The sequence below is a fragment of the Veillonella sp. ZSJB6 genome, from assembly GCF_051549505.1.
In the GTDB taxonomy this organism is placed as follows: Bacteria; Bacillota; Negativicutes; order Veillonellales; family Veillonellaceae; genus Veillonella.
In genome coordinates, this window is record NZ_JBPUGE010000008.1 from 34,156 (window position 1) to 58,926 (window position 24,771).

At 35.9% G+C, this 24,771-nt stretch carries 20 protein-coding genes and 1 pseudogene; 1 reads left to right on the top strand and 20 read right to left on the bottom strand.

Going from position 1 to position 24,771, the window contains the following annotated elements:
• From ACSV5T_RS08575 to ACSV5T_RS08595, 5 genes and pseudogenes are all read right to left on the bottom strand, one after another.
• A pseudogene (locus ACSV5T_RS08575) lies at positions 1-1,451 on the bottom strand (autotransporter outer membrane beta-barrel domain-containing protein); the annotation flags it as partial.
• A 319-nt stretch (positions 1,452-1,770) separates the two neighbouring features.
• Positions 1,771-4,020, bottom strand: a complete 2,250-nt coding sequence (locus ACSV5T_RS08580; RefSeq protein WP_438320802.1) for an autotransporter outer membrane beta-barrel domain-containing protein — start codon at positions 4,018-4,020, stop codon at positions 1,771-1,773.
• Positions 4,021-4,487: 467 nt separating this feature from the next.
• Complete coding sequence (locus ACSV5T_RS08585; protein WP_039968814.1) at positions 4,488-4,814, bottom strand: hypothetical protein; 327 nt, start codon at positions 4,812-4,814, stop codon at positions 4,488-4,490.
• Between the two features lie 308 nt (positions 4,815-5,122).
• Entirely contained in the window at positions 5,123-5,533 is a 411-nt protein-coding gene (locus tag ACSV5T_RS08590) for a hypothetical protein (RefSeq protein WP_024063950.1), read from the bottom strand.
• A gap of 203 nt (positions 5,534-5,736) precedes the next feature.
• Complete coding sequence (locus tag ACSV5T_RS08595; RefSeq protein WP_438320804.1) at positions 5,737-6,921, bottom strand: O-antigen ligase family protein; 1,185 nt, start codon at positions 6,919-6,921, stop codon at positions 5,737-5,739.
• Positions 6,922-7,054: 133 nt separating this feature from the next.
• Here ACSV5T_RS08595 and ACSV5T_RS08600 point away from each other — a divergent pair, with 133 nt between their 5' ends.
• The gene (locus ACSV5T_RS08600) at positions 7,055-7,270 is read left to right on the top strand and encodes a hypothetical protein (protein ID WP_438320805.1); all 216 of its coding nucleotides are present in this window, start codon (positions 7,055-7,057) and stop codon (positions 7,268-7,270) included.
• 65 nt (positions 7,271-7,335) lie between these two features.
• Here the strand turns inward: ACSV5T_RS08600 and ACSV5T_RS08605 are convergent, their stop codons facing one another.
• The 15 genes from ACSV5T_RS08605 to ACSV5T_RS08675 all read right to left on the bottom strand — a co-directional run bounded on the left by ACSV5T_RS08605 (position 7,336) and on the right by ACSV5T_RS08675 (position 24,731).
• Entirely contained in the window at positions 7,336-8,580 is a 1,245-nt protein-coding gene (locus ACSV5T_RS08605; RefSeq protein ID WP_438320806.1) for a flippase, read from the bottom strand.
• A gap of 161 nt (positions 8,581-8,741) precedes the next feature.
• Entirely contained in the window at positions 8,742-9,695 is a 954-nt protein-coding gene (locus tag ACSV5T_RS08610) for a glycosyltransferase family 2 protein (RefSeq protein ID WP_438320807.1), read from the bottom strand.
• Positions 9,696-9,699: 4 nt separating this feature from the next.
• The gene (locus ACSV5T_RS08615; protein ID WP_438320808.1) at positions 9,700-10,515 is read right to left on the bottom strand and encodes a LicD family protein; all 816 of its coding nucleotides are present in this window, start codon (positions 10,513-10,515) and stop codon (positions 9,700-9,702) included.
• 17 nt (positions 10,516-10,532) lie between these two features.
• The gene (locus ACSV5T_RS08620) at positions 10,533-11,867 is read right to left on the bottom strand and encodes an adenylyltransferase/cytidyltransferase family protein (RefSeq protein WP_105090015.1); all 1,335 of its coding nucleotides are present in this window, start codon (positions 11,865-11,867) and stop codon (positions 10,533-10,535) included.
• 1 nt (position 11,868) lies between these two features.
• Positions 11,869-12,945 carry a pyridoxal-phosphate-dependent aminotransferase family protein gene (locus ACSV5T_RS08625; RefSeq protein ID WP_105090014.1) on the bottom strand — a complete coding sequence of 359 codons (1,077 nt, stop codon included), beginning with the start codon at positions 12,943-12,945 and terminating at the stop codon, positions 11,869-11,871.
• Positions 12,946-12,962: 17 nt separating this feature from the next.
• The gene (locus tag ACSV5T_RS08630) at positions 12,963-13,814 is read right to left on the bottom strand and encodes a LicD family protein (protein WP_119207145.1); all 852 of its coding nucleotides are present in this window, start codon (positions 13,812-13,814) and stop codon (positions 12,963-12,965) included.
• A gap of 33 nt (positions 13,815-13,847) precedes the next feature.
• The gene (locus ACSV5T_RS08635; protein ID WP_438320809.1) at positions 13,848-14,606 is read right to left on the bottom strand and encodes a DUF4422 domain-containing protein; all 759 of its coding nucleotides are present in this window, start codon (positions 14,604-14,606) and stop codon (positions 13,848-13,850) included.
• 61 nt (positions 14,607-14,667) lie between these two features.
• A complete protein-coding gene (gene glf, locus ACSV5T_RS08640; RefSeq protein WP_316067092.1) occupies positions 14,668-15,771 on the bottom strand; it encodes a UDP-galactopyranose mutase in 1,104 nt (367 codons plus the stop codon).
• Between the two features lie 10 nt (positions 15,772-15,781).
• Positions 15,782-16,729, bottom strand: a complete 948-nt coding sequence (locus tag ACSV5T_RS08645; protein WP_438320811.1) for an acyltransferase family protein — start codon at positions 16,727-16,729, stop codon at positions 15,782-15,784.
• A gap of 32 nt (positions 16,730-16,761) precedes the next feature.
• Positions 16,762-18,198 carry an undecaprenyl-phosphate galactose phosphotransferase WbaP gene (gene wbaP, locus ACSV5T_RS08650; RefSeq protein WP_438320812.1) on the bottom strand — a complete coding sequence of 479 codons (1,437 nt, stop codon included), beginning with the start codon at positions 18,196-18,198 and terminating at the stop codon, positions 16,762-16,764.
• 231 nt (positions 18,199-18,429) lie between these two features.
• Positions 18,430-19,641: an O-antigen ligase family protein gene (locus tag ACSV5T_RS08655; RefSeq protein ID WP_438320815.1), complete on the bottom strand. Its 1,212-nt coding sequence runs from the start codon at positions 19,639-19,641 to the stop codon at positions 18,430-18,432.
• A gap of 71 nt (positions 19,642-19,712) precedes the next feature.
• On the bottom strand, positions 19,713-20,657 hold the full coding sequence (locus ACSV5T_RS08660) for a VirK/YbjX family protein (protein WP_438320816.1): 945 nt from the start codon (positions 20,655-20,657) through the stop codon (positions 19,713-19,715).
• Between the two features lie 39 nt (positions 20,658-20,696).
• Positions 20,697-21,782: a glycosyltransferase family 4 protein gene (locus ACSV5T_RS08665; protein ID WP_438320817.1), complete on the bottom strand. Its 1,086-nt coding sequence runs from the start codon at positions 21,780-21,782 to the stop codon at positions 20,697-20,699.
• A gap of 105 nt (positions 21,783-21,887) precedes the next feature.
• Positions 21,888-23,909, bottom strand: a complete 2,022-nt coding sequence (locus ACSV5T_RS08670; RefSeq protein ID WP_438320818.1) for an LTA synthase family protein — start codon at positions 23,907-23,909, stop codon at positions 21,888-21,890.
• Between the two features lie 66 nt (positions 23,910-23,975).
• Entirely contained in the window at positions 23,976-24,731 is a 756-nt protein-coding gene (locus ACSV5T_RS08675) for a glycosyltransferase family 2 protein (protein ID WP_295231017.1), read from the bottom strand.
• Between the last annotated feature and the right edge of the window lie 40 nt (positions 24,732-24,771).

The following is a 24,771-nucleotide window of genomic DNA, read 5'->3' on the forward strand; positions in this document are numbered from 1 at the left end:
GGATCCGGAGTTACAGGTGTAACTGGTTTTGGATCTGGAGTTACCGGCGTAACTGGCTTAGGATCTGGAGTTACTGGTGTAACTGGTTTAGGTTCTGGAGTTACTGGCGTAACTGGCTTAGGATCCGGAGTTACAGGTGTAACTGGTTTTGGATCTGGAGTTACCGGCGTAACTGGCTTAGGATCTGGAGTTACTGGCGTAACTGGTTTAGGATCTGGAGTTACCGGTGTAACTGGTTTTGGATCCGGAGTTACTGGTGTAACTGGTTTTGGCTCTGGAGTTGGTGTAGGTTTTGGTTCTGGCACCACATAGGAGCCTTGACCATTACCGTCTTTCCAAGTGATATCCCCTTCTTTTTGATCTGTAGTCAACGCTTTTTTGTAGCTAGACACAATACCTTTAGAAGCAATAGATACTGTACCAGAAAGGTTTCTTTCACCCTTTACATAGTTTTCATAATAGAATTTATGGGCCAAGTTATCTAAAATCTTGTTTACATTACTTTCAGAGGAAGTATCAAGGTGATCACCTGTTACATAGCCATGCACAGCAGAGCCAGTCGCAGCGGATTTCACGATGAAGTTACCACCCTCGATATCAGCCGGATCAAGACCATTTTTCTTGGAGCCTTGTTTAGCGAAATTCAAACCCGTACTATCACTCATGTCATAAATAACGTTGATATGGCCGTCCAATTTATTTACATGAATGTCGCTACGAGAATCTTGTGCAATACGGCTGAACCCTTCACGCGTACGAGTACCTGTGAGGTTGTTAATACTACTGCGTTCCGTTTTACCATCAATTTTGAAAGATTCCAAGCCACCCATGTAATCATGGCTCCACATGCCTCCATCAAAGGTCATGTTGATTTCGCCACCCTTATCCTCTAAGGTGTTCACAGCCTTACCGGAAAATTGGTTAGGGCTATTGTGCGCGCGGCCTAGGCCGATATTGATAACAGATGGTTGCTGTTCTTGATGAGGAGGCATCATTTTATCAGATACCAGCACATCACCTTGCATATTGAACACTTTGTGTTTTACAGTACCCGCATCATCGACACCGAGATTAATTTTACTATTATAAGCAAATGCCACTGGATATGGAGACTTCCATGGCGCAGTAGTCACATCCATAACACCGCCATCTACTTGGATGGAACTGTTATTTAGCATGCCTGTAATGAAAGCTGGTTGACGGTAGCGTTTAGGCAATTGAGATGCATCAGGAGTGTCCAGAGAGCCAATTGTAACTTGACCACCATCAGATGCGACTACACCATTCGCAGTCGTACTACCTGTACTTTCAAATTTACTATCTGCAGTAGTTGCAAAAATACGTCCATCAGAATTAATACCTGCTGCAGCCCATGTACTAGGCATAGCCATCGTAGATGACAATAAGGTCATCATAACAGCAGACAATAAAATCTTATTACTACCTTTCATCCTCTTATACCTCAATAAATACTTCACTTACAATACAATCACATTTGTGAAAGCTCCTTCATACTTGAATATATATCTATGAGTTGATTTATTAGCCTTTATATACGGTAAAAGACAGATATACACGCTCATAATAAAGAAACTTTTTTCTAACACTTTTAAAATATATTTAAAATATTACATCATTTTTAGTGAATTGTAAATGAATTGTACTCATTTATTTTAGAAATAATTAAGTTTTGATATGTATTAGATAAAAATATAGCAAAAGAGGCAACGCTTAATTCGCTGCCTCTTAGTAAATCTGTTGACCAGTATATTAGAATTTATGTGTAAACCCAGCATTTACAGACCAGCCTGCTTTATAGTCGCCAGATAGACCTGTGCTAAGGTCAGCAAAGATACTGTTATTAGCATTGAATCCATAGCGACCACCGAATGCTAGATCGGTCCAAGTGCCTTTAAGATCTTGTTTTGTATATTTTGTAGTATTGCCTGTTGTGTACGCTGTATTTACAGTACCAGAGAAGGCATGGTTTACACCAACGCGAGTATAGATGTTGCCTGCACCGAATGTTTTACCGATTTCAAGGCCAAGTCCCCCTGCTGTGCTGCTCACACCAGATTCGTTGACATGCATACGACCCGCATCAAAGCTATCCCCACCGAAGTGAGTGTAGCTCAATTGTGCTTGTGGCTCGATATACGTGCCATTTTGGAATTTCACAGTTTTACCATAGCGCGCGCCAATTGTATAGGCATTCGCTTTAGCATCACCAGAAATGCTTTCACCAATTTCATTGCGAGCTGTGAAAGCATTAGAAACGCGACCTACTTGGGATTCAAGGTGAATGTATTGGTCTTTACCAAGATCTTTCACACCGTACGCACCTACAGCAAAGGCTTTTTCCTTACCAGTGCCATTGAATACGTAGTCATCGTTGCCACGAAGGTAGGATACTTGACCACCTACAGTCCAGCCGCTACCTGTTTTAGCATCGTAACCACCTTGAATGCGTGTATACGTTGTATCTGTGTCGATACCTTTTGCATTGAAGCTGTATTTACCACCCCCAACGCGAGCCCAAATGCCTGTTGGTTCGCCTTGTTGCAATACGCGTGGACGATACATATTATCTGTTAATGCTCTCCAACCATTGATATTGCTCATAATAGCAGAACGGGCACCGCGCATATGAGGTGTATCAAAATCACCCATGATAACATGAATGTGAGAATTACGCTCTGGCGCTGGAGTTGGTTTCACTTCTGGTTTAGGAGTTGGTTTTGGTACTGGCTTAACCTCAGGTTTTGGCGTTGGTTTAACCTCTGGTTTAGGAGTCGGAGTTGGTACCGGCTTAACCTCAGGTGTTGGCGTTGGTTTTACTTCTGGCTTAGGTATTGGCTTAGGTTGAGGTTTTGGTACAGGTTTATTTTCACCATATACGTATTTACCTTGACCATCTTTATCCGTTTGCCATGTAATATCACCTTCTTTAGCATGACCAGATGTAATTACTGTAAAACGACCAGATTCAGAACCATCAGATGCAATAGCTACTGTACCTTGAAGGTTTCTTTCACCATTAACATAGTTATGATAGTACATCTTGTGAGCCAAGTTATCTAAAATCTTGTTCACATTAGCCTCAGAGGACATATCTAGGCCTCGTTGAGTAGTGTACACATGAGCCGCTGCACCAGGAGCTGCACTTGTAATATGAATATCACCACCCCAGAAGGAATCTGGAGTCAAACCATTATAGGTTGTAGTCGGTGGTTTATAATCTGGATCCTCAGTATCGCCACCTTCATCATTAGGGTCGTAAATAAAGTTTACATGACCTTCCAGCTTATCTACATAGAGCTTATTATGCTCACTTTGGGTTACCATATTCGCATAGTTGCGATTCTTGGAACCTACAAGTCGATGTACATGGCTAGGTTGCGTACCACCATCTAATGTTCCTTCATGCAAGCCGCCTTGATAGAAAAGCTCCCAAGAACCATAGTCGCCAAGGAATACATTGATATGACTTGGATGCTTTGCATCTTTATCTGCTAGATTAAAAGCTAAGCCATCCCAAAGAGATTCTTTGCCAATGATACCAATATTGATTTCAGACGCATGGTTTGGGTCGCTTTTAACGATAACATCACCTACTAAAGACAAGTCATTGCCAGTAAAATTACCTTTATTGCCGTCTACACCAATATTAACGGTGCCACCTTGAGCCACTGCAATAGGAGTGCTTACATTTTGAACATCATAAACACCTTCCTTAAGGCTAACTGTACTGCCACCTTTACTGCTGATAAAAGGCTTGTTATTATAGCCAATATTAGCAACAGCTTTATCAATACTAACTGTACTACCAGTATCTGCTTCAATCGTAGATATGTAGTTTGTCATTTCGCCAGCCTTAAACTTCCCACCGTTGTTTGCCGTAATATTTGCACCATTAGGTGTAGTAACTAATGTACTCCCCGCCATTGCATAGGGCACTACAGAGCTAGCAATTGTCAGAGCAATCGCTAAAGATAGGTTTGCTTTATACACACGTTTCATAAAAACCCTCTCTCATTTACATACTATAAACTATTATTAAATAATTTAATTATATTTAATAATTATATTCTTGTAAATATGAGGGAAATTTGCCACATAACTATAAAATTATCACAAGTAAAAAAAAGCAGTAATTATAGTTACTGCTAACGTATACGTATATATATTTTTGTATATTTCTATAAATAGATTCTTATTGATTCGCTTATATGGAGCCTTTATCGCACTTGTGGCGCTTATTTGTCTTGGAAAAGACAAATAGCCCTTCGTTATCCCTAGATAATTAGGTAACTGAAAGGCCATTTCATCAATTATTTATTCTCTTGAGATGAGCCCGACGGATCTACTCGCTTGGCTATCTATTTATATTATAGGGTTAATCTTATATATCGTCAAATACGGATAAACGATACTATAGTACACTTATACAGACCAAAAGGCAGCGATCGAATCGCTGCCTTTATTCTTTATCTACGTGCCACACGCATAGCGGCCATCATACCTGGAGATTTCCATACAGATTGGCCATTGTCTGAAACGAGTTTGTTGTTATAGTAGAATACATCTGCATTGTAATAGTTACTATCGCTAGATGATACCTTATAGCTAAGGCCAGATGTAGTGTACACCGTAAAGTTGAGTACATCCCCTACTCTCTTCACAGAGTCTTGGTCTACATACCAGCTATTACCATTATAGGTTGTAGCATACACATCTGTACGAGCTTCTACATCATGTGTATTAATACCGATCAACACGAGTAGAGCTGCTAACATATATAAGAATTTACGCATTAGAATTACCTCCGTTTTATCGTTGGAATACTTGTTTATTATACCAAAAAACGGTGAAATTCGCATTAAAATGGCAACTTCTGAGCCAACTACTATCGGCTGCTCAATATACAATACAATACGTTTCATAACAGATTTGTTATATAAGAGAACATTCAATCCCTATTTCTTATCTTCGTATATCTAATAAAGATATTATAGGTTGATCTAAATTTAGTATCCCATCAATTTGATTTCTACATAAAAGAAGGTATCAACTGCCGTTGATACCTTCTTTTAATTCCACTATATAGTTATTAAGAATTATCTTAATATACTAGTTCTCCATTAAATGTACGATATTCATCACCAATTTTTGTTAAATCCTTTACAAGTAATCTAGAAGTTTGATGATCTAACTTCATAACTAATGTATGTCCAATAGATTTAGCCTTATGTATTACTTCACCAAGAAAATTAACAATGTTAAAGAATATCTCCTGAGGAGTACAATCTAAACATTTTAATAAAGAATCATCTTCCTTTAATCTAATACTATATACAGTTTCTCGATCGTCTTCCAACGTAAAATTCAATAAAACAGAAGTTGTCTCTACATCATAATCCAAATGATATGTATTAAGACGACCGCGCACTATAGCTTTATTATCATCTAAAATATTTGTAATTTCAAGCTCTATAGGCCTATTCTTATCAACTGAAAGTACATATTTTTTCATAATTAAAATCTCCCAAACCAATATATTAACTAATGTAGTCCCCTAGAAATGAATACTCCCAATATATTCATTCTATAATATTTTGCTATACAAATTATAACTAATTATGAGATAGAAAAGCCATAAACTATATATCAAATATATTCGATATATTTTAAATATTAGTTACAATATACACATTATACTTTATTTAGAATAACCCCCTATTCTCTGGTTATATCATTATGCTCATAAAATTTAATATAACAAATCAAAATCCCTACAAGAATTGGATAAGCCAATATAAATTCATTACTCATAAAGCATGCAATTTGCCCAAAGAATGCTACCAATAGGTAAACTAATGTAGGGTTATTAATATACTTTTTAATCTTATATGTTCTATATAAAATATATAAAATTGGGGTAATAAACAAGATTTCCCCTATCAACCCAAACCATGCCAATATAGCTGCAAACTCATTAAGTACTGGATACTCAAATGCTAAAAAGCCTTTTTGTAATACGTCTTCTGTCCAACGTTTGACTTCTCCACTATCTTTAGCAAAATCAGGGAATTTATCAACCATATAGCTTGAGTGCAATCCTCTACCAACACCAAAGGCTAGATGATCTAGACCAACGTTAAACATAGCTACTGTATTACCAAATCTAGCTGAATTGGATCTAGAACTGGTATTGCTGACTGACTTAACATTGCTATCAATATACTTATCTAGAGCCTTTTCTACAGATATAGCCTGAGGTGTTTCTTTGGTAGTATTCGTTTGAGAAATACTAGCCTTAATTATAGGGCTTACTACGGAATCACCAACAATAGCAAAAGAATAACTTAGAACACTAAGTCCAATTGTAAATAGACATAGTTTCCACCAAGATTTATATCTAAATATTAGACTTAATACAATAAACGCAACCAGTTCGAATAGATAAACAACAACACCTGTTCGAGCCCTAGTTAAGAAAATCATGACAACTAAGAGAAATGCTAATATAATATCAAGTTTATTCTTAGAATTTACATAATGAATACCTAATAATGGTGCCAAAAACACCGCAATCATACTAAAATAGGATGGTTCTAACGCAAGGCTTCTAAGTTGACCTGGCCATAATTCCGGAGGCCACCACCCACTTTGTACAACAGGATCATATAAGCTATTATTAATAGTTACTAATATACTAGCCAAGTAATCTGAACCACTCCATAGCCAAGAAACCTCTATAATGGAGTAAGCTATACATAGTATTGTTAATATCCTTGCAGCATTAACAATAGTATCAAGACCTTTTTTACAATCATCTTTATATAGATTAAAAATGATTAAGAATAGCCCAATTAAGGGGAATATAAAGTTTCTAAACAGATACCAAACTAGTGATACCATTAACTTTACTTGTAGGATAAATTCATTACCTACAAACGAAGGAAATAGCGCATATAGTTTTTGGACAACAGATGTATTGATTAAATACGTGTAAATAACAGTATCATAAAAAGGAAAAGAAAATACCCCTAAAATGGTACAAAAAACAATCCAAGCAACAGATATTGTAAAATACGGTTTAAAGGGAAACTCTGTCTTCTTGTTCCATATGCTATATACAAGAAATAGTAAAATGGAAAAGAACAAAAATACCATCGACAGATTATTTCCCATGGAAAATAAGGTATACCGATCTGGTATCCGCATCAGTGGTAATGAAATTATCATTGCACAAAGCAATAACTCTTGAATTTTATAATATGCTGTACTAATCATATTAAAACAAACCTCTCAAATCTCTCAAACTATTTAAACCTATTGGAAGAGTTGTTTCCTTAATAAGCCTCCCATAATAATCATAATTAAAAATTCTGTTAATAACATTGTCATTGCTACCCCTTTAGCCCCCCACAAATAACACAATGGGAATATAGATAACAAGCTAAAGAATGCTGCCAATACTAGAGTTCGGCTATATGCACTATTCATATTGAGTGGTAGCATCGTTTCTTCACCAAATACAGTACTAATAGCAACAGCTAAAGGAACAAATGACAAAATTCGTAATACGTCAACAGTTAAATTATAATCCGCTCCGAACAATAGCTTGACTATAGTATCTGAGAAGAAAAATAAAGACGTACAGCCAACAAGTCCTACAACCAAATACAAGAATATTTGTTTCTTTATAAATTGTAATCCCTTAGAAATATCATCCTTCATCATCTTACTTATAAATGGATATATGGCGTCACTTACAGCATATATACCTCTACGAACACAGGTAATTAATTTATCAGCAGCACTATAGTAACCAACGATAACATTATTCGTAAGCATCCCCAATACCACTACATTAGTTGCAGTATATAAATTAACTGCCAACGAGGATACGAATATAGACCATCCTTCTTTATAAGAATTAATAATTTCACCCATAGGTGGTAATTTGAATAATCCAGTATAGTGTTTTCTTAACCACACTATTGAAAAAATACCTGCAATTAATGGAGTACAAGCCTGTAAGAATGCAGCAAGTATATAATCCTCTGGAGATTTTACAAGTAAAAATATACCAAGCATCGTACAGATACGACCACTCATATTTAATATGGTAATATACCGCATCTTCTGTATGCCCTGGAAAAACCATACAGGAAATAAAACATTGCCTATAATTCCACAGTACATAACCTGAAACAATAATATATCAATCGTATTCCCTAGGAATATGCGTTGCAAATTATAAATAGCAAAAAATACGGCCGTAACAAATATTAATATACATACTTTTCCATAAAAATATTTGGCAAATAGAGATCCTATCTTCTGTTCTTCAGCCTGTGCTATTGCCTTTGGAGCCGTTAAGGAGTACCCAAAATCAACAAAGATTCGGAAATATTCCATAATACCTTGCATAAATGCAATCATTCCAAAATGCAAAGGTCCTAATACGCGAATTAAATATGGTACCAAAATAAAAGCGAGTACATACTCTAAGGCGCGTAGGGTTAGTAGAGAAAATATATTCTCTATTAATACGGAGTAACTCTTCCTCACATTACTTTTCCTCTATCATTAATATCTATCAAACCTTACTAACCATGCTTTCATAATTAGAGAAAATCCCATAGTATTATCAATTAAAAATATAAAGATAATCTCTATGGGTTTTAATCATATGTTACATACAACCGTATAAATATGGTTATGATTCATATTCAATAATACAATTTAACCAATACCCTCTTTATATGTTGTTTGCACTTCCATAATGGGTTATGGCTAGTATCAGCCGTATGATCTAAGACATAGTGCTTATATTGAGTGAGTAAATCTTTATACTCTGTCTTACATTTATTAACATGAACTCTACGAGATAATTCCACATAGGAATTTAATAGATACAATTGTAGCTCGTTCTCTACACTACTACAGTGATTCATAAGATAATCATTCATATGCATATGGGACTCTACTGTATCCGTCATAAAACGTCTACTAAAGTTAGCCATTATACTACCAGCGCGTTGAACATAATAATAGAGTGGTTCATTGATTGTCACTACAGTCTGACAATTCAAGAATATCTTAAAAATAGTGAAGTTTTCTTCTTGAATACGTCCCTTAGGAAAACGAACTGGTACTATTCCATTAAATACTTCTGATTTAAAAATCTTATTCCATACAACATTGAGATCGAATGGTTCCGTTTTTAGCAGATAATATCGCAACATATCCATGCCTGTAAAAGTTCTTTTATCATCTTGAACAGACATAGTATGTATACTAATATCATCATCACCTCTATAGATATAATAATTACAAGATACCATATCAGCATGTGTACTATTCGCAATAGTACACAATCTTTCACACATTGTATTTTCTATAAAATCATCACTATCAACGAATAAAATATAGTCTCCTGTAACATGGTCTAAACCATAATTACGAGCATCGGAAATCCCTCCATTTTCTTTATGAAAGACCTTAATCCGTTTATCTTTCGCCGCATAAGAATCTGCAATAGAACCGCTGCGATCAGTTGCTCCATCATCGACTAAAATAATTTCTAAATTTTGATAAGTTTGATTAAGTATTGATTGAATACATTTATCAACATACTGCTCAACATTATAAATGGGAACAATAATAGAAAGTAACGGCTCCATATACTTAATCCTTTCGATCTATCTTATATGCAACAATATTATGTCCACAGCGTTGATCCTCAGGAGGCATCTGCATATAGTCATCATACATATTATCTAGATATTGTCTCCAACAGGACATAACAGAAAATAATTGATCTTCAAACTCAATAGTAGTCATCTTCTCAAAGTCCTGTTTAGGCAATCGTTCCTTTACACCTTCACCCCAGGCAATTACACCAACATACTCTGATTTAGTATAGTCATAAGATTTAGCCAAACAATCCATAATATCGATACAACGTTGTTTACCAAATAAACGACACAATGGAACAATAACTAATTTACCTAAAGCATGAATAAGAGATTTCCCCTTAAACAGTTTAGCGCTAGCTAATGTAAGTATTTTTTGATAAAAAATCGATTTATCATAAATCTCTTTCATAATGGACATATCTTCACTAAATCCATCAACAGGAAAAATATCTATCCATAAATACTTGCTACGTAATGTATTAGAATATGTATTTTCACAAGGAATATTTTTATTGATGATAGCTGCATAGGTTGCATCTAAGCTATGATTGATAGGATTTGCGATTAACTCTAATCCATCATGATCATAATGCTCTTTTAACGTTAATAATCGTTCGTAATCAGGTCTTGGCATGCAAACATCAATATCATCATCCCAAGGTATAAACCCTTTATGTCGAGCTGCACCTATTAATGTGCCATAACATAAACTATATTTTAAATTATATTTTTTGCAAAATTTGTCAAAATCCTTGAGAAGATTCAACTCTTCTAGCTGAACCTCTCGTAAAGATAATTGTTGCATACTCACTCAATCCCATACTAAATAACGGTAACATTTGTATTAGATACAAATTTATTGAGGACGCGTACCTCTTCAATCATATCTTGATGACTCATCAAGAAGCTTTCAGAGTCCTCTCTAATACATTTTAAGAACTCAACGATTTCATATCGTAAGCCTTCACCTTCAAACTTATAGAAGTATTTTTGGTTTAAGTTCACATCTTCAAAACGCAATTCAAAGAATTCTGTTTTCCACCAAGGCGCTGGTACATAAATATATCCTTTAGAACCAGATATAACTAAATCTCCCTCTGCCTTAGCATTGATTGCCACAGTAGCGGAGGCCATAGCATCATCATAAAGAAAATTAATCTTTGATAAAATATCGACATCGTCAACCTTATGACTTATAAAATCAACGCGATTATAATCAAATCCTAGGAGTTTAAAGATAGCTAATAATGGATAGGATGCTAAGGATAAAATACTACCACCAGCTATTCTAATTTGATTAGCCAAATCTTCCCCCAAAACTTGTGTAAAATTAGCTTCTACATTAAAGATTTTACCAATTTTTCCACTACGAGCCATGGCAATTAACTTATTAAATGCAGGACTATAAGCTGTTTTCAAGCCTTCCATCAATACTAAGTTGGAAGATTTCGCCAAGTCCATTAAGCGTAATGTTTCATCAAGGTCACTACTAAATGGGAATTCTGTTAATACATGTTTTTTGGCTTGTAGTGCTTTTTCGATATAAGCACCACGTTTGGATAAAGGCATATTAATATATACTGCATCTACTTTATCCAGCAATTCTTCAGATGAACCAAATTGTTCTAAATTATTAAATTGATGTGATTTATAGATAGTATCAACCGACTCTGCCTCTGTGTACCCACCAATAATATCAATGCCACTAACAAATTTAGACTCATCCAAAAATCTATCTAATATAACTTCATTACCAATGATACCAAGTCTAATATTCTCAGAATTTCTAATCTGCGTACTTGAAATACCTTGTGTTCTTGGTAAGTAAACTACCTTGCAATACTCATTTAAATAGTCAAAATAGCCTTCCCAATCAGATCCAACGGTAAATATATCTACATTAAATCGTTTGATATCATCTATTTTTTGGCCAAAATATTCTTCTACTACAATTTCATCTGCGAAACCTGTAGCACGCACATTATCAATGCGCGTCATTAAAGAATCACGAACATTAAATTTACCTCTAGATTTATCAAAATAGTCAGACGTAACCCCAACAATTAGGTAATCACCTAATGCCTTTGCATTCTTTAATAGATTGTAATGTCCCTCATGAAACAAATCGTATGTTCCATATGTTATCACTTTTACCATATTATTTACCTGTAATCTCTTTAATGACTGATTTCATTGTTTCTACGAGCATTTTATTATCCTCAATGGTTGTATCACCAATATGAGCAACGCGTAGAACGTATTCTTCATTAACCCCACCCGTAGGATTTACAAAAATATCATATTTGTCCTTCAAAATTGTAAATACATCTTTAGCAATTGGTTGTTCAAAACGGATAGGCGTAACCGCATTACTGATGCTGAAGGCAGGAAGAGATACTGGTAATTCTTTAATTCTATTTCTGAAATCTTTCGCCACACTATCAATACGAGCTAAATAATTTTCAAAACCTTCCTCTTCAATCAGATGTAATGCTTTATTCATTTCTAAACATACCCCAACAGCAGGTGTGAATGGTGTTTGACCTCTTGTAAAGTTTTTTACATATTGGTTGAAATCAAAGTAAAGATTCTTAATATGATTATTTTTTACACGTTCTTCATATAATCTATCACTAATTACAATAGGGGATATACCTGGTGCAATACAAAGACCTTTTTGGGAACTCAAAATAGTAACATCAATATTATTACCAGCCATATCATAATGATCAATTAAGAACGAACTAATCGCATCAATTACCAAGTATGCTTCTTTCTTTTTAGCAAAGTTGCTTAATAAATTAATATCATATAACTGTGCGGTCGAAGTTTCATCAATATTAGCAATAACAAATGTAAATGATTGTTCTTCTACGGCAGCAAAGTGTTTTGCGGTTAGCTCCTCACCCTCGTCTAATTTAATCACAGTATGAGGTATCTCGTGGAGTTCACATAAATCGACGAAACGTTGACCAAAAGTACCACCATTAATAACTAACACATGGTCTGTTTCATTCATACAATTCATAATAGTAGCTTCTAATGCACCCGTACCAGAAGCTGTTAAGTAGATGGATTTATAGCTTTCTGGTGCATTCATAAATTTTTTGAGCAGTCTATCTGAATCTAACATAACTTCAGAAAATTCTGTTGTTCTAAAATAAGGAACTTGTTGATGTCTTACATCAAGAATTTCCTGTCTCATTTGAGTTGGTCCTACTGTAAATAGTTTCATAATATAATCCCCTCTTATTATTTCCAATACACTCTATAGTTATGATGCGGTACCTGTCGATCTTTAGGTGGTGCTTCCATATAATTATTGTACAAATGACTTAAATAGAAATCGCTATCTGTAAGTCCCCAAAACTCAGTATCCTCAAAAGGATATAAACTTCTATTATCAAACAAAGTTTTTTCGTATACTTCCCGTTTATTACCACTCGCACAATCGACGAGAACACTTATGTAGTTCGAATTGGAAAATGGATACTGTTGGGCATCTTGATTAATCTTTTTGATTAAACTTGTAGTTGGTAAAAAATGCATTAAACTAATAGCACCAAATTTTAAGAATGTACGAACATAACCTTTTAACTTTGCAAAGCTACCTTTAGAGTCTACATAACGATTACTGAATGTAAACTTCATAGAAGACCCATGAAATAACAAGTTTAAAAATTGTTGATGTCTAAATATTTTTTGTTGTGCCTGTGTTTCATCCGGTAACCCATCAATTGGGAAAATATCTATAAATACACCTGCTTTATCAAAATTACGCCATAATGTATTATCAATCATAACCGTTTCTTGATCGAATACCTTAGCCATTGTATAGGTATAAGTATCATCATTTTCAATAGAAAACACTTGATATCTTGAGTTATGCTCATTATATGTCTTAATAAAGCGATTATAATCATCCCGTGGCATCATGATATCAATATCATCATCCCATGGAATAAAACCTTTATGTCTAACGGCTCCCAACATTGTTCCATACGCTAATACATATCGAATATCATGTGTATCACAAAAATGTGCCACATCTTTTAAAATATCTAAAGCGACACTCTTAATCTCCGAAAATCCAATTTCTCTCATCAAAAAAATTCCTCCATAATACAAATAGGTCTATTATTTAAAGAATTTTCTTTTCAAGAATAATCCACCTTTTTTAATCCAGTTTTGTGGCTCCATAAAGGATACATTTTGTTCTTTATAGTTAATGTTATTGGCCTCAAGCCATACGTCGAGCAAGATTTCGCTTACGAAACCATAGATGCGCGCTTCGTATGTATCATAATCGGAAATATCGACGCGATGTTCAATCTCTTCCAAGATGGAGAACATCCACTCGCAGTATTGATCAAATAGGTCGCGGCGCATAACAAACATATTGAACATGTGCGCCCATGTGCGATTACAAACCTTTGTGAAAGCAGCGCTATATTCTGGATATTTTTCAGCGATGATTTGCTCTGCCGCATCAAGGCCGTCGCTGTGATGGGCATGATTATAGTGAGAACGGTTAGATTCAATATAATATTTGCGTTTATCCGCCACGACTACAGGATACTTTGAAAGTAGTTGTTCCCATTCCTGACTTGTAAGGATTTGATTCTTTTTATCCTCTACGGAACGCACCTCTTTGCGCGTAAAGTAACGTCTATAATGGACGAGACCGATATAGTCCGCATCAAGGTTTTTCCAAGCCCAATAAAGGCCTGTTAATTCGCAGTAATTTGCATTTTTTGAGGAAATATTATCCCCTGTATGATCGCCAGTATAACCAATATCAGCCTTGCCCTCTCTACCTACATGGATTGGCATGTATACGGAGTCCTCTGGCATCCAATATTGCTTATGTGTAGCTACTAAAATCTTAATATTCACTAGTACTCTCCTACATGAGTGTTGTCTCTCAAGTCTATCTACTTACCATATGAAAACTTGTTTAAGCTAACTCTTTTTCTACTAATGCCAAAGCGCTAGCAATAACCTTATCCATATCGTAATATTTATATTCCCCTAAACGACCACCAAAGATAACATTGGAAATCGTTTCAGCCTTTTTAACATATGTTGCGTAAAGATCTAAATTCTTTACATCATTCACTGGATAATAAGCCTCTTCGCCAATTTTCCAGTCTTTTGGATATTCTTTTGTTACATATGTAACAGGTTGTGTACCAAATTCAAAATGCTTATGTTCAATAATGCGAGTATACGGAATGTCCCCTTCCGTATAGTTCACAACGGCAACACCTTGATGGTTTTCCTCTTCAAGACGTTCAGTTTCAAAGTGAAGACCGCGATATTCCAATACACCTTCAGAGTAATCAAAATACTCATCAATAGGACCTGTATAGATGATTGTATCTGCCAAGGCTTCATATTCATCGCGATGTTTGAGGAAGTCTACACCTAAACGAACTTCAATACCCTCTAACATGCGTTCAATCATCTTCGTATAACCGCCCATAGGAATGCCTTGGAAACGGTCATTAAAGTAATTGTTATCGTAGGTATAACGAACTGGTAAGCGTTTAATAATAAAAGCTGGCAATTCTGTACATTTACGGCCCCATTGTTTTTCTGTATACCCTTTGATGAGCTTTTCGTAAATATCTGTACCTACAAGGCTAATAGCTTGCTCTTCTAGGTTCTTAGGTTCACTTGTAATAGCAGATCGTTGCTTGGTAATGATGTCCTGTGCCTCTTTAGGAGTTCGAATATTCCACATTTTGGAGAAGGTATTCATATTAAAAGGCAAGTTATACATTTCACCTTTATAATTTGCTACAGGGCTATTTACATAGTGATTGAACTCAGCAAATTGATTCACATAATCCCACACATGCTTTAAGGATGTATGGAAAATATGCGCACCATACACGTGAATGTTAATATCGTCTTTGCTTTCACAATACAGATTACCTGCTATATGATTACGACGATCGATAACAAGTACAGATTTACCACGCTTGTGCGCCTCATGGGCAAATACAGCACCAAATGGGCCCGCCCCAACTACTAAATAATCAAATTGTTTTTTCATATGTATATCCTTATTTTTTCATACCAAGACATAGCAATCGTGAATAATGATTTTTTCTTAATATATAACCTATCAAGATAGATAGAATTGTAGATGCTAGGAAGCACACAATAAAAGCTTCATAATACAATCCTAATTTAGACCAAAGTACAATTCTGAATGGAATCTTAACGATATCACTAAAGATATAAACATCCATTGAGACAGTGCCTAAAAAGATTAATAGTGTTTTATATAATCCGATTCTAGATGAGATTTGGTTAGCTATGTAGTATGTAATAGTAATGCCCGAAACTGCTGTTACAAGAGTAAGTATTTTAAACATATTAATATCATGTAACAATGCATAATTACCTACACCAAAAATCACCATAGATATAAGGGCTATTCCTGCGGACTTCATATAATCCAATAGCGCATATTTCTTTATATATAATCCCAAGATAAAGAAGAATTGGAAGTACAATATCTCCGATACCATAGCTACAGAAAAGATATTTAATACATCAGATAGCATTCCAATAAGGAAAGATCCAATTAGTAAACCTAAATTTACACGTTTAACCAATAAGGCAATCAAGATTGAAATGAAGAACAAACAATATAAAAACCATAGTTCTCCATCAGGATTGATACCTATTAATATTTTCCATATATCTTGTGGATATATCTGCTGATTTGCAAATTTTGATAAAGCTAATTTGAAAGGGAAATACAATAAACCAATAGTAAAATAAGGAACCATTAACCGTATACTTTTATCTTTTACAAATTTCTGGAAGCCCTCTTTCAAAGGTATATGCATAAAGTAGCCAGCGACAAAGAAAAAAACAGGCATATGGAAGCTATAAATTATTGTCCGCATCAAATATAAAGGATAACTAGCAATACCACTAGCACTTGCTTGGTCTGGAACAGAATGCCCTAAAACAACAAGCAAAATTGCAATCCCCTTCATAATATCAAAACTACTATCCCTCATAATACCGACTAATAAGCCCCTTTCGATTTAACGACAGCCAACACAGTTTTCAAAAGATATACTATATCGATCCACACGGACCAGTTATGAACATACCAAGAGTCCATTAACACCCGTTCTTCATAGGTAGTATCGCTACGACCGCTAACTTGCCATACACCAGTAATTCCTGGTGGTACAAGGTAAAAGTCGTTGATATAGTCGCCGTATTTTACGATTTCATCGCGCACGATAGGACGAGGACCTACGAGGCTCATATCACCAACGAGAACATTCCACAATTGTGGCAATTCATCAAGACTCGTTTTACGAAGGAATTTACCAATACGAGTAACACGAGGATCATCTTTTAATTTGAAATCCCGTTCCCATTCCTCACGAGCTGCAGGATTTTCTTTCAAATATACCTCTAATGCCTCTTGTGCATTCGGCACCATGGAGCGGAATTTATAGCATGGGAACTCTTTACCACCTTGACCAACACGCTTATGACCAAATACGATAGGCCCTGGAGAATCTAGATAAATCAGTACGGCTACAATGGCTAAAATTGGCAAAATCAAGAGGCCCCCACATACGGTAGCTACAATATCAAATATGCGCTTCATAATGCGGTTAGACTTGCGAGCCAAGTTATTTTGTACGCGCAATACAACGGCTTGCTCTTCCATCATGCCCCGAGCCGTGATATTACTTGTAGGCAAACCAAATAATTCAGGCACAAAGGCTACTCGTTTTACCAATAATTGCAATCGATTGATCAAAGATACTAACTTTTTAGGTTCTAACCCTGGTGCACAAATAAGAACTGTTTGTACACCTGTATCTTTGATAACATGTTCAACATCGGAAAAAGCACCTAAACATGGATATTCTTTAGCAATAGTAGAAGATTTAGGATTATCATCTACATAACCAATAATCTTGTACGTAGCAATAGGCATGCGATCTAAGGATTTCTTTACGAGCTCTGCTGTTTTACCTGCACCAACTAATAAAACTGGTATCGTTAAATATCCCGCCTTAGAAAGAATCTTGCCTACAATAAAACGGAAGCTAAAGATAAAGAGCAACATGAATAAGTAAGCAAAGACAACAAATAATCGGGATACATCGTTGATTACGTGTCCTGTGTACATGAGCACAATAGATACAACTACGCCAATAGTGATGCTACGGAATAAGTTCTTCATAGTATCCCAATAAGGAGATACAACAGAATAGGTATTATTGAGTAGCAATATAGCTAAAAATACGAAAGGTATAACGCCATATACATAGATTTCATCTACCTTAAAATGTGGACTTACCGGTAAAAACGGTAAATTTAACCGCAAATGATAAGCTGCTAATGTGCCTAGCACAATAGAAATATAATCAGCTATAAGCACTATAAATTTGCTAACAAGCAACTTGTTGTGATTATTATATCCATAACTATTCATACTAATACCCCAAACTATAAAAAAAGGTTGTTTTCTCAATACAATTTTCAAGAAAACAACCTCTAAAACATACGAATACAATGTACCAATATTTACTTATATTGTATCATATTCAAAAGTTTAAAACTATGAAAAACCATAGATTTTAGCTATCTTTTATGTAGTTTTTTGGAGATTCTCAGTCTATTTAAATCAGACGTAAAAATCAATTAAATAATGCGTAAATATTTTCTAAATAACCTTGTAATTCTCATTTATTTTCAATTGAATCATGATACCCATAACAATCCAAAATATGCGAATGCCCGATGAATTTCCCCATGTATAATCAACTGATCCAAATAGGAATAAGTAACTAATTAAACCTACAAGGATTGATAAATCATAAGGGTTTCTTGTCTTCACATAGTGTTTCAACGATTTACAGAACATAAAAATTGAGAATCCTAAGAAACCAACGAGGCCTAATAGACCAGATTCAGAGGCTATTTGCAATAAATTATTATGAGAATGGCCTAAATCTTGAGTTTCTTGTTTTAATTTATAGTGCTCTCGATATGTTTTTTGCCATAATCCAGGACCAACACCTGTTACAGGGTGGTCCATAATCATTTGCTTATCTGCTTCCCATACATAGATACGGCCCAAATTTGAACCATCTGTGCTTATATTAAAAGTACTTTCAAAACGAGCTACATAGGCTTGATTGCTACTAAATGCATATCCTATACCTACAACAGCTACAAGTAGTACTAATACATAGCGAATATTTACAAAGCAATAGCGCAATGTAATGAGCGCACCATTAATGCCATTAAATAACCAGGAACCACGGCTTTGGTTCCCCCACATGCCTAATAGCATGCCAAACAAAGAAAATACAGCAGATTTTCTTACATACGAAGGAAATCTCTTATCATAGGCAGCAATTAATGCTAATGGAAAAGCCAATGTTAACAACATGGCTAGTCCCATCATAGAGCCGTGTATAACACCACCTGCACGACCTCCTGGTCCTAAGTTATAGCCCAGTAAATATTGTGTAAAGGCCGATATAGCATCGATGCCCATATACACAAAAAATACTGATAATATGGCGTATAATTTGCGAGAACTCTTAATACATAGCAGAATTGGGACGATGACTAATACCTTCCAAACCCAAATATTAAAGAAATATTTTGTGGTCACCGCTATATCATTACTAATTAATGCGGACGGCAATACGCATAGTAACATGCCTAAATAAGCCCATCCATATTGGCGTATCGATTGTGGTATGGAGATTTCATGTCGCCTATACCAACAAGTTATTAAGGTCATCAATATAATGAGGCCATATAGTAAATTCCCTAATGCCATAGATGACCGTGTCGTACATATCATCAGCGAAATGAGTACGGTCAGGACCATTTCAGAATTCTTAATTATCCAAGATTGCATACTAACCCCTTTTTCCCAACATAGTTACAATCTACTGTCTATCATAGTGGTATCTATTCCCTTTATAGATATTATTTTACTCGTAACAATGGTCGTACATGATTTTGAATTTCTTGTTCATATTGATCGAGTAATTCATAACGTTTTCTATATTGGCTACGTTTTTGTGATTTAATCTCTTCAATAGGTTTACGATATTCCTCTAATGGAATTTTGAAGAACCGTTCATCGCTACATACAACACCGCCAGATTCCTCCCATAATGGATCTAGCTCAGCTACCTTAGCACGGTGACCGCGAACTAAGTGGGTATTTGCATAAAAGCCTTCATCAGAAACAGCGTAAATAGATTCTACCTTACAGATGACTGCAATATGGCGCAATAAGAACATGATAAAGTTTTTTGGTCGATATCCAAACATCTTTTTAGTCACTGTTTTAGCATTATCTAAACCATCTTTATAGCCTTGAATTGTGCCAATCCACATAGCAGGTTCCCCATTAAAACCTTTGCCAAAGCGGAAATTAGCATGGTATACGCCTTGTTTACCCAAGGTTAGTAACAAGGTTAAGAAGCCTTCTTTACGCTGACCAGGGCCATAATATAAGCGCGCTACCATATCAAGGTCTTCTGATTCCCATACGATAAAGCCACGATTCATACGGCTTACATCGTCATAAATATTATCTGGATCTACAGAGTACATTTCGCGAATCGCTTCGTCCGTAAATACATCTTTTAAATAATCAAAATGATTAACAATAGCCTCTAATCGTTCCTGTGGTGTTGAGCTTTTAAACAAGAAAAATCGTGTCATTAACTCAAATAAACCAACTTGACGGTCTAATAAGGTTGGATCAGGCGTATAGTTTGCAAAATAGGTCTCTAGTGCCTCAATTTCCCTTTTATTGCGGATAGAGCGCATTGTATGAAGAAAAGTACGTCTAGTTTCCCTCCAACTACGTTTGCCGTAAATCTTACGACCTCGCTGCCATTGTGTTTCTAAATATCCCATCTCAAACTCCTATCCACTAAAAACTACCAAACCTTATCATTACTTATCAGTGGAGTGTAAATTATCTATAATCGCAACTAATTCATCTGCCACACGATTAACCATGAATCGCTGTTCCACAACTTGTCGTGCCTTTGTGATGATATTTGGCAAGTTTACAGCATCACTCATCACATGTTCCATAGCTTGTTGTAAGCTGTGTTCGTTCAAAGGATCTACAATAAATCCAGATTCACCATCGTCTATGATTTCTCGCTGAGCCCCAGAGCCACTTGTAATGACTGGTACACCGCAATACATAGCCTCACAAATAACGAGACCAAAGGCTTCACGCGTTATCGTTGGCAATAGTAAGCAATCTATGGATCTATATAAACCTTCAATATCTCGTGTAAAACCTATAAATTCAACGTAAGAATGCATTTGATGTGCATGTATATAATCTTTTAATTTCTTAATTTGATCCTCTGTACCAGCCCCCGATATAATCAATCGAACATCGGGATTGTTTTGATGAATCTGTTCAAGAGCACTTAAAATCAGATACAAACCTTTCCGTTCTGTTATACGCGCACTATAGCCAAAGGTTCTAACCTTATATTTCATGGGAACAGCATCTGAAAAGGACTGGAATCGGTTCGGATCAATACCATTATATACAACATGGTATTTGCTAGTATCCTTAATAGCAGGCGTCATAAGATCGTCATAAACAAGTTTAGACACACAAACAAAGGCATCTACTTGTGCATTGATCCATCTATGATATATATCTGTTTTACCAGGTACAAGATTATGTTTAATAAACACCAATTTAGCACCTGTTAGCTGCTTAAGGGCAATACAGAATAAGATATATTTACCAGAGTGGCATACAATCGTATCAATCCCTTGTGCTTTTATCTGCTTAGCCACTGCACTAACAGATAGAAAACCCTTCAAAGTATAAAGATTGGCCGTCATCACATGACCCACTTGAGCATAGCGAGATTGCATATCTTCATTCGATTGGTCCACTAAGATATAGGCAGTCCTATGTCTCTGTTGTAATTGTTTACAAATATCATATACATATTGTTCGCCGCCACCCCAAATTTTGGCGCCTACAACATTGATTATAGACATAGGTTCCTCCTATCATACACATATCAATACACATTTAGTAGCATCTATTGATGTATACGAAATACTGGTTACATATACATCAATAGATATTATTGTTTAATTATACTACGACTTATTCATACTGTCTTCATGATTAATGAGCCACATGGTCAACAATGTCCAATCACGAGCATCATCCTCATGATTATCAATGGGACGAATTGGCTCAACCGGTTTATAAGACGGTGTGTTGCTTTCACCATAATCCATGCGAACGTCGCCAATCATATGTGGTGTAATCCATTGGTACGGCGTAACCAACGTGTCGGACTGTTTATCAAACAAGGACGGCACAATGGAATAATATTCAAACCCCTTTGGTGCAATGGCTTCAATAATCGTAGGCATGAGGCTCATATGCGTGCCAATGGGCGCCGTAATACTGTCCTTAGTGAAAGCAGGATGTTGCAATAGTCCTACGGTACAGAATGTGTCGCGCAAGGTATAATCCCGTTGAATTATGGATGTATTATTCAAAGACCCAAATAGATTCGAGTGGTCACCAGTGACAACGAATAAACTATCAGGAAAAGCCTCTTTCATAGCACGTACAAAGTTAAAAATCGCCTTGTCGCTATAGCGATAAGTAGCCAATTCTTTATTCCGTTTCTTATTGGATTTTAGATCATCACCAAGATTTGGCATGACCTTTTCAGGATCATAATCTAATAAGGAATCCTCCATTTTATAAGGGCCATGATTGGATGTAGTGTAAATAAAATGGAATGTAGGATGTTCTAACGATTTGATTTCCTGTTCAATATGTTCTAAAAAGACATGGTCATAGACGCCTACCCAAGTTTTAGGAGCATCGGAACCACAGAACACAGAAGCGCTTTCCACGCGGTCAAAGCCTTGAGCCTTACCAAAGTGATTAAAGTTGCCGTACGACGCATTACCACCATACCAATAAATCGTATCATAGCCTAATCGCTTCATTTGAGCTGCCAAAGAGGTCGGCAACGGCTCATGCCAAAAGGATTCCCGTTCGTTGATTTCCATACCCGCATCATAGACGCCGGATAATAGACTTACAATGGATGGGCGAGATACATTACCAGCAGGCAAGAAATTAGGTACTTGTGCCGTATGAGGATCATCTTTAAAATCCCATAAACCAGGACATATATTGAGATCCTTATAAGGTTCATCAAGAGACCATTGAGGGATACTTTCACCAACAATAAAAAAAATATGCTGCGGTTTATCAATACGAGGACCTGATGCAACACGTTTAAATGCATGAAGCGGTGTACTTAAATCCTGCCAGGAATCTTTGTATTTGTCAGGAACAATACGATATATGGCGTCATCAATATCCTCAGGTGATGCTGTATATTCATCACGTAGCGGATGTTTGAGTACCGTTTCTAAAGCACATAGATCTGGCACTGTAGCACGAGCAAAGAATATATCCTCTTTTACCACTGTAGGAATCGTATCCCATTCTGGTTTATCATCATGAGATAAGGTGCCACCATAGCGGAACCAATAGAAACCTAACACAGAGGCAGCCACAAGTCCTATATTCCAAGCTACCGTGGGCCATGTTCCTTCAATGTTTGGATACGGTATTGATGGCAAGGACAAGAAGAAATCTCCTATGTACCAGGATATAAATGTAATAGGAATCAATCCTAAGATGACAAGAATGCCTCTATCTTGATTAAAGAATACATCAATTAAATTATGTTTCTCTGCATGATTTCCATAATGAACCATGTAGTTGTACGTATCATGGAAATGCTTGTAGAAGATCATTTTTCCTGCAAAGGCTGCGTACAGAACACAGGAATAAATCGTTAGACCCACCAATCGTAAGGAATCCTCTATTTGATGGTATCCTTCAAACCATAGTCCAGGGAGTGTTACCAAAACTAAGGGTAGTAAGAATACATAGGCATCAAAATCCATGCCCCACCAGAAGCCGTAACGCAATGAACCTACTACAGATTTCCAACGACCTTTCCATGTGGGGTAGGGATTATACACAATCATAAATACGATTCGAAAGATGGTGCTCAATATAGGAGCCCAAAGCATTAATTTTATATTTTGTTGTAGGGATAGAAAAAATTGTTCACTCATTTATACTTCCAGATCTACTTAAAGAACAATAATTCCCTATAGCAATCTACTATACTAAATCACCAATTATAATTGCCCATTCGATTTATTTAAATAATATAATTTTACATATTTCGTCATGGTGTACATCATATGGTAGATAGATAATAGAAAACCTATTTTTCCATCTAATATGCCACCTTGCAAAATATATATCTTAAAGAATGCCCATGTAGGACGCAATATAATATCCCCTAAAAAACTACAAGACTTCCCTTGTGCCTTGTATTTGTTAGCTGCTGCCGTCGTATACTTATTGAACTTCTCAAAGAATTGATGCCAATTATCATACGTATAGTGATACAACTTTCCTTCTAATGTATCTTGTGGGTACGGGCTGATAAAGGCTTCATGAACAGCACCTTCTACAGTTGCACCCTCTCGAGGCATCAATCGTAGCACCTTATCAGGTCTCACCACACCATGGGTTGCCTGATTATGATGGAACAAGTTATATCGACGTAGCCAATACGCCTTCGGTTCTCCTTGAATAGCTCGTTGAATAGACTTTGCTAACTCTGGTGATACACGTTCATCAGAATCAACAAATAAAATCCATTCACTCTGAGCTTGTGAAATACCAAAGCGTCGTTGTTGTGACCAATCTCCATTTAACGGATGTGGTATAACCTTTGCACCTAATCCAGTAGCAAGTGATACTGTTTGATCTGTACTACCATCATCGATAACTAGGATTTCATCAGCAAATTGAATACTTTTAATACAATCTACAATATGTTGTTCTTCATTGCGCGCTAAGATAATAGCCGTCACAGTACTCATAGATAATCCTTTAGCTTATAAATCAATTACATTTAATACA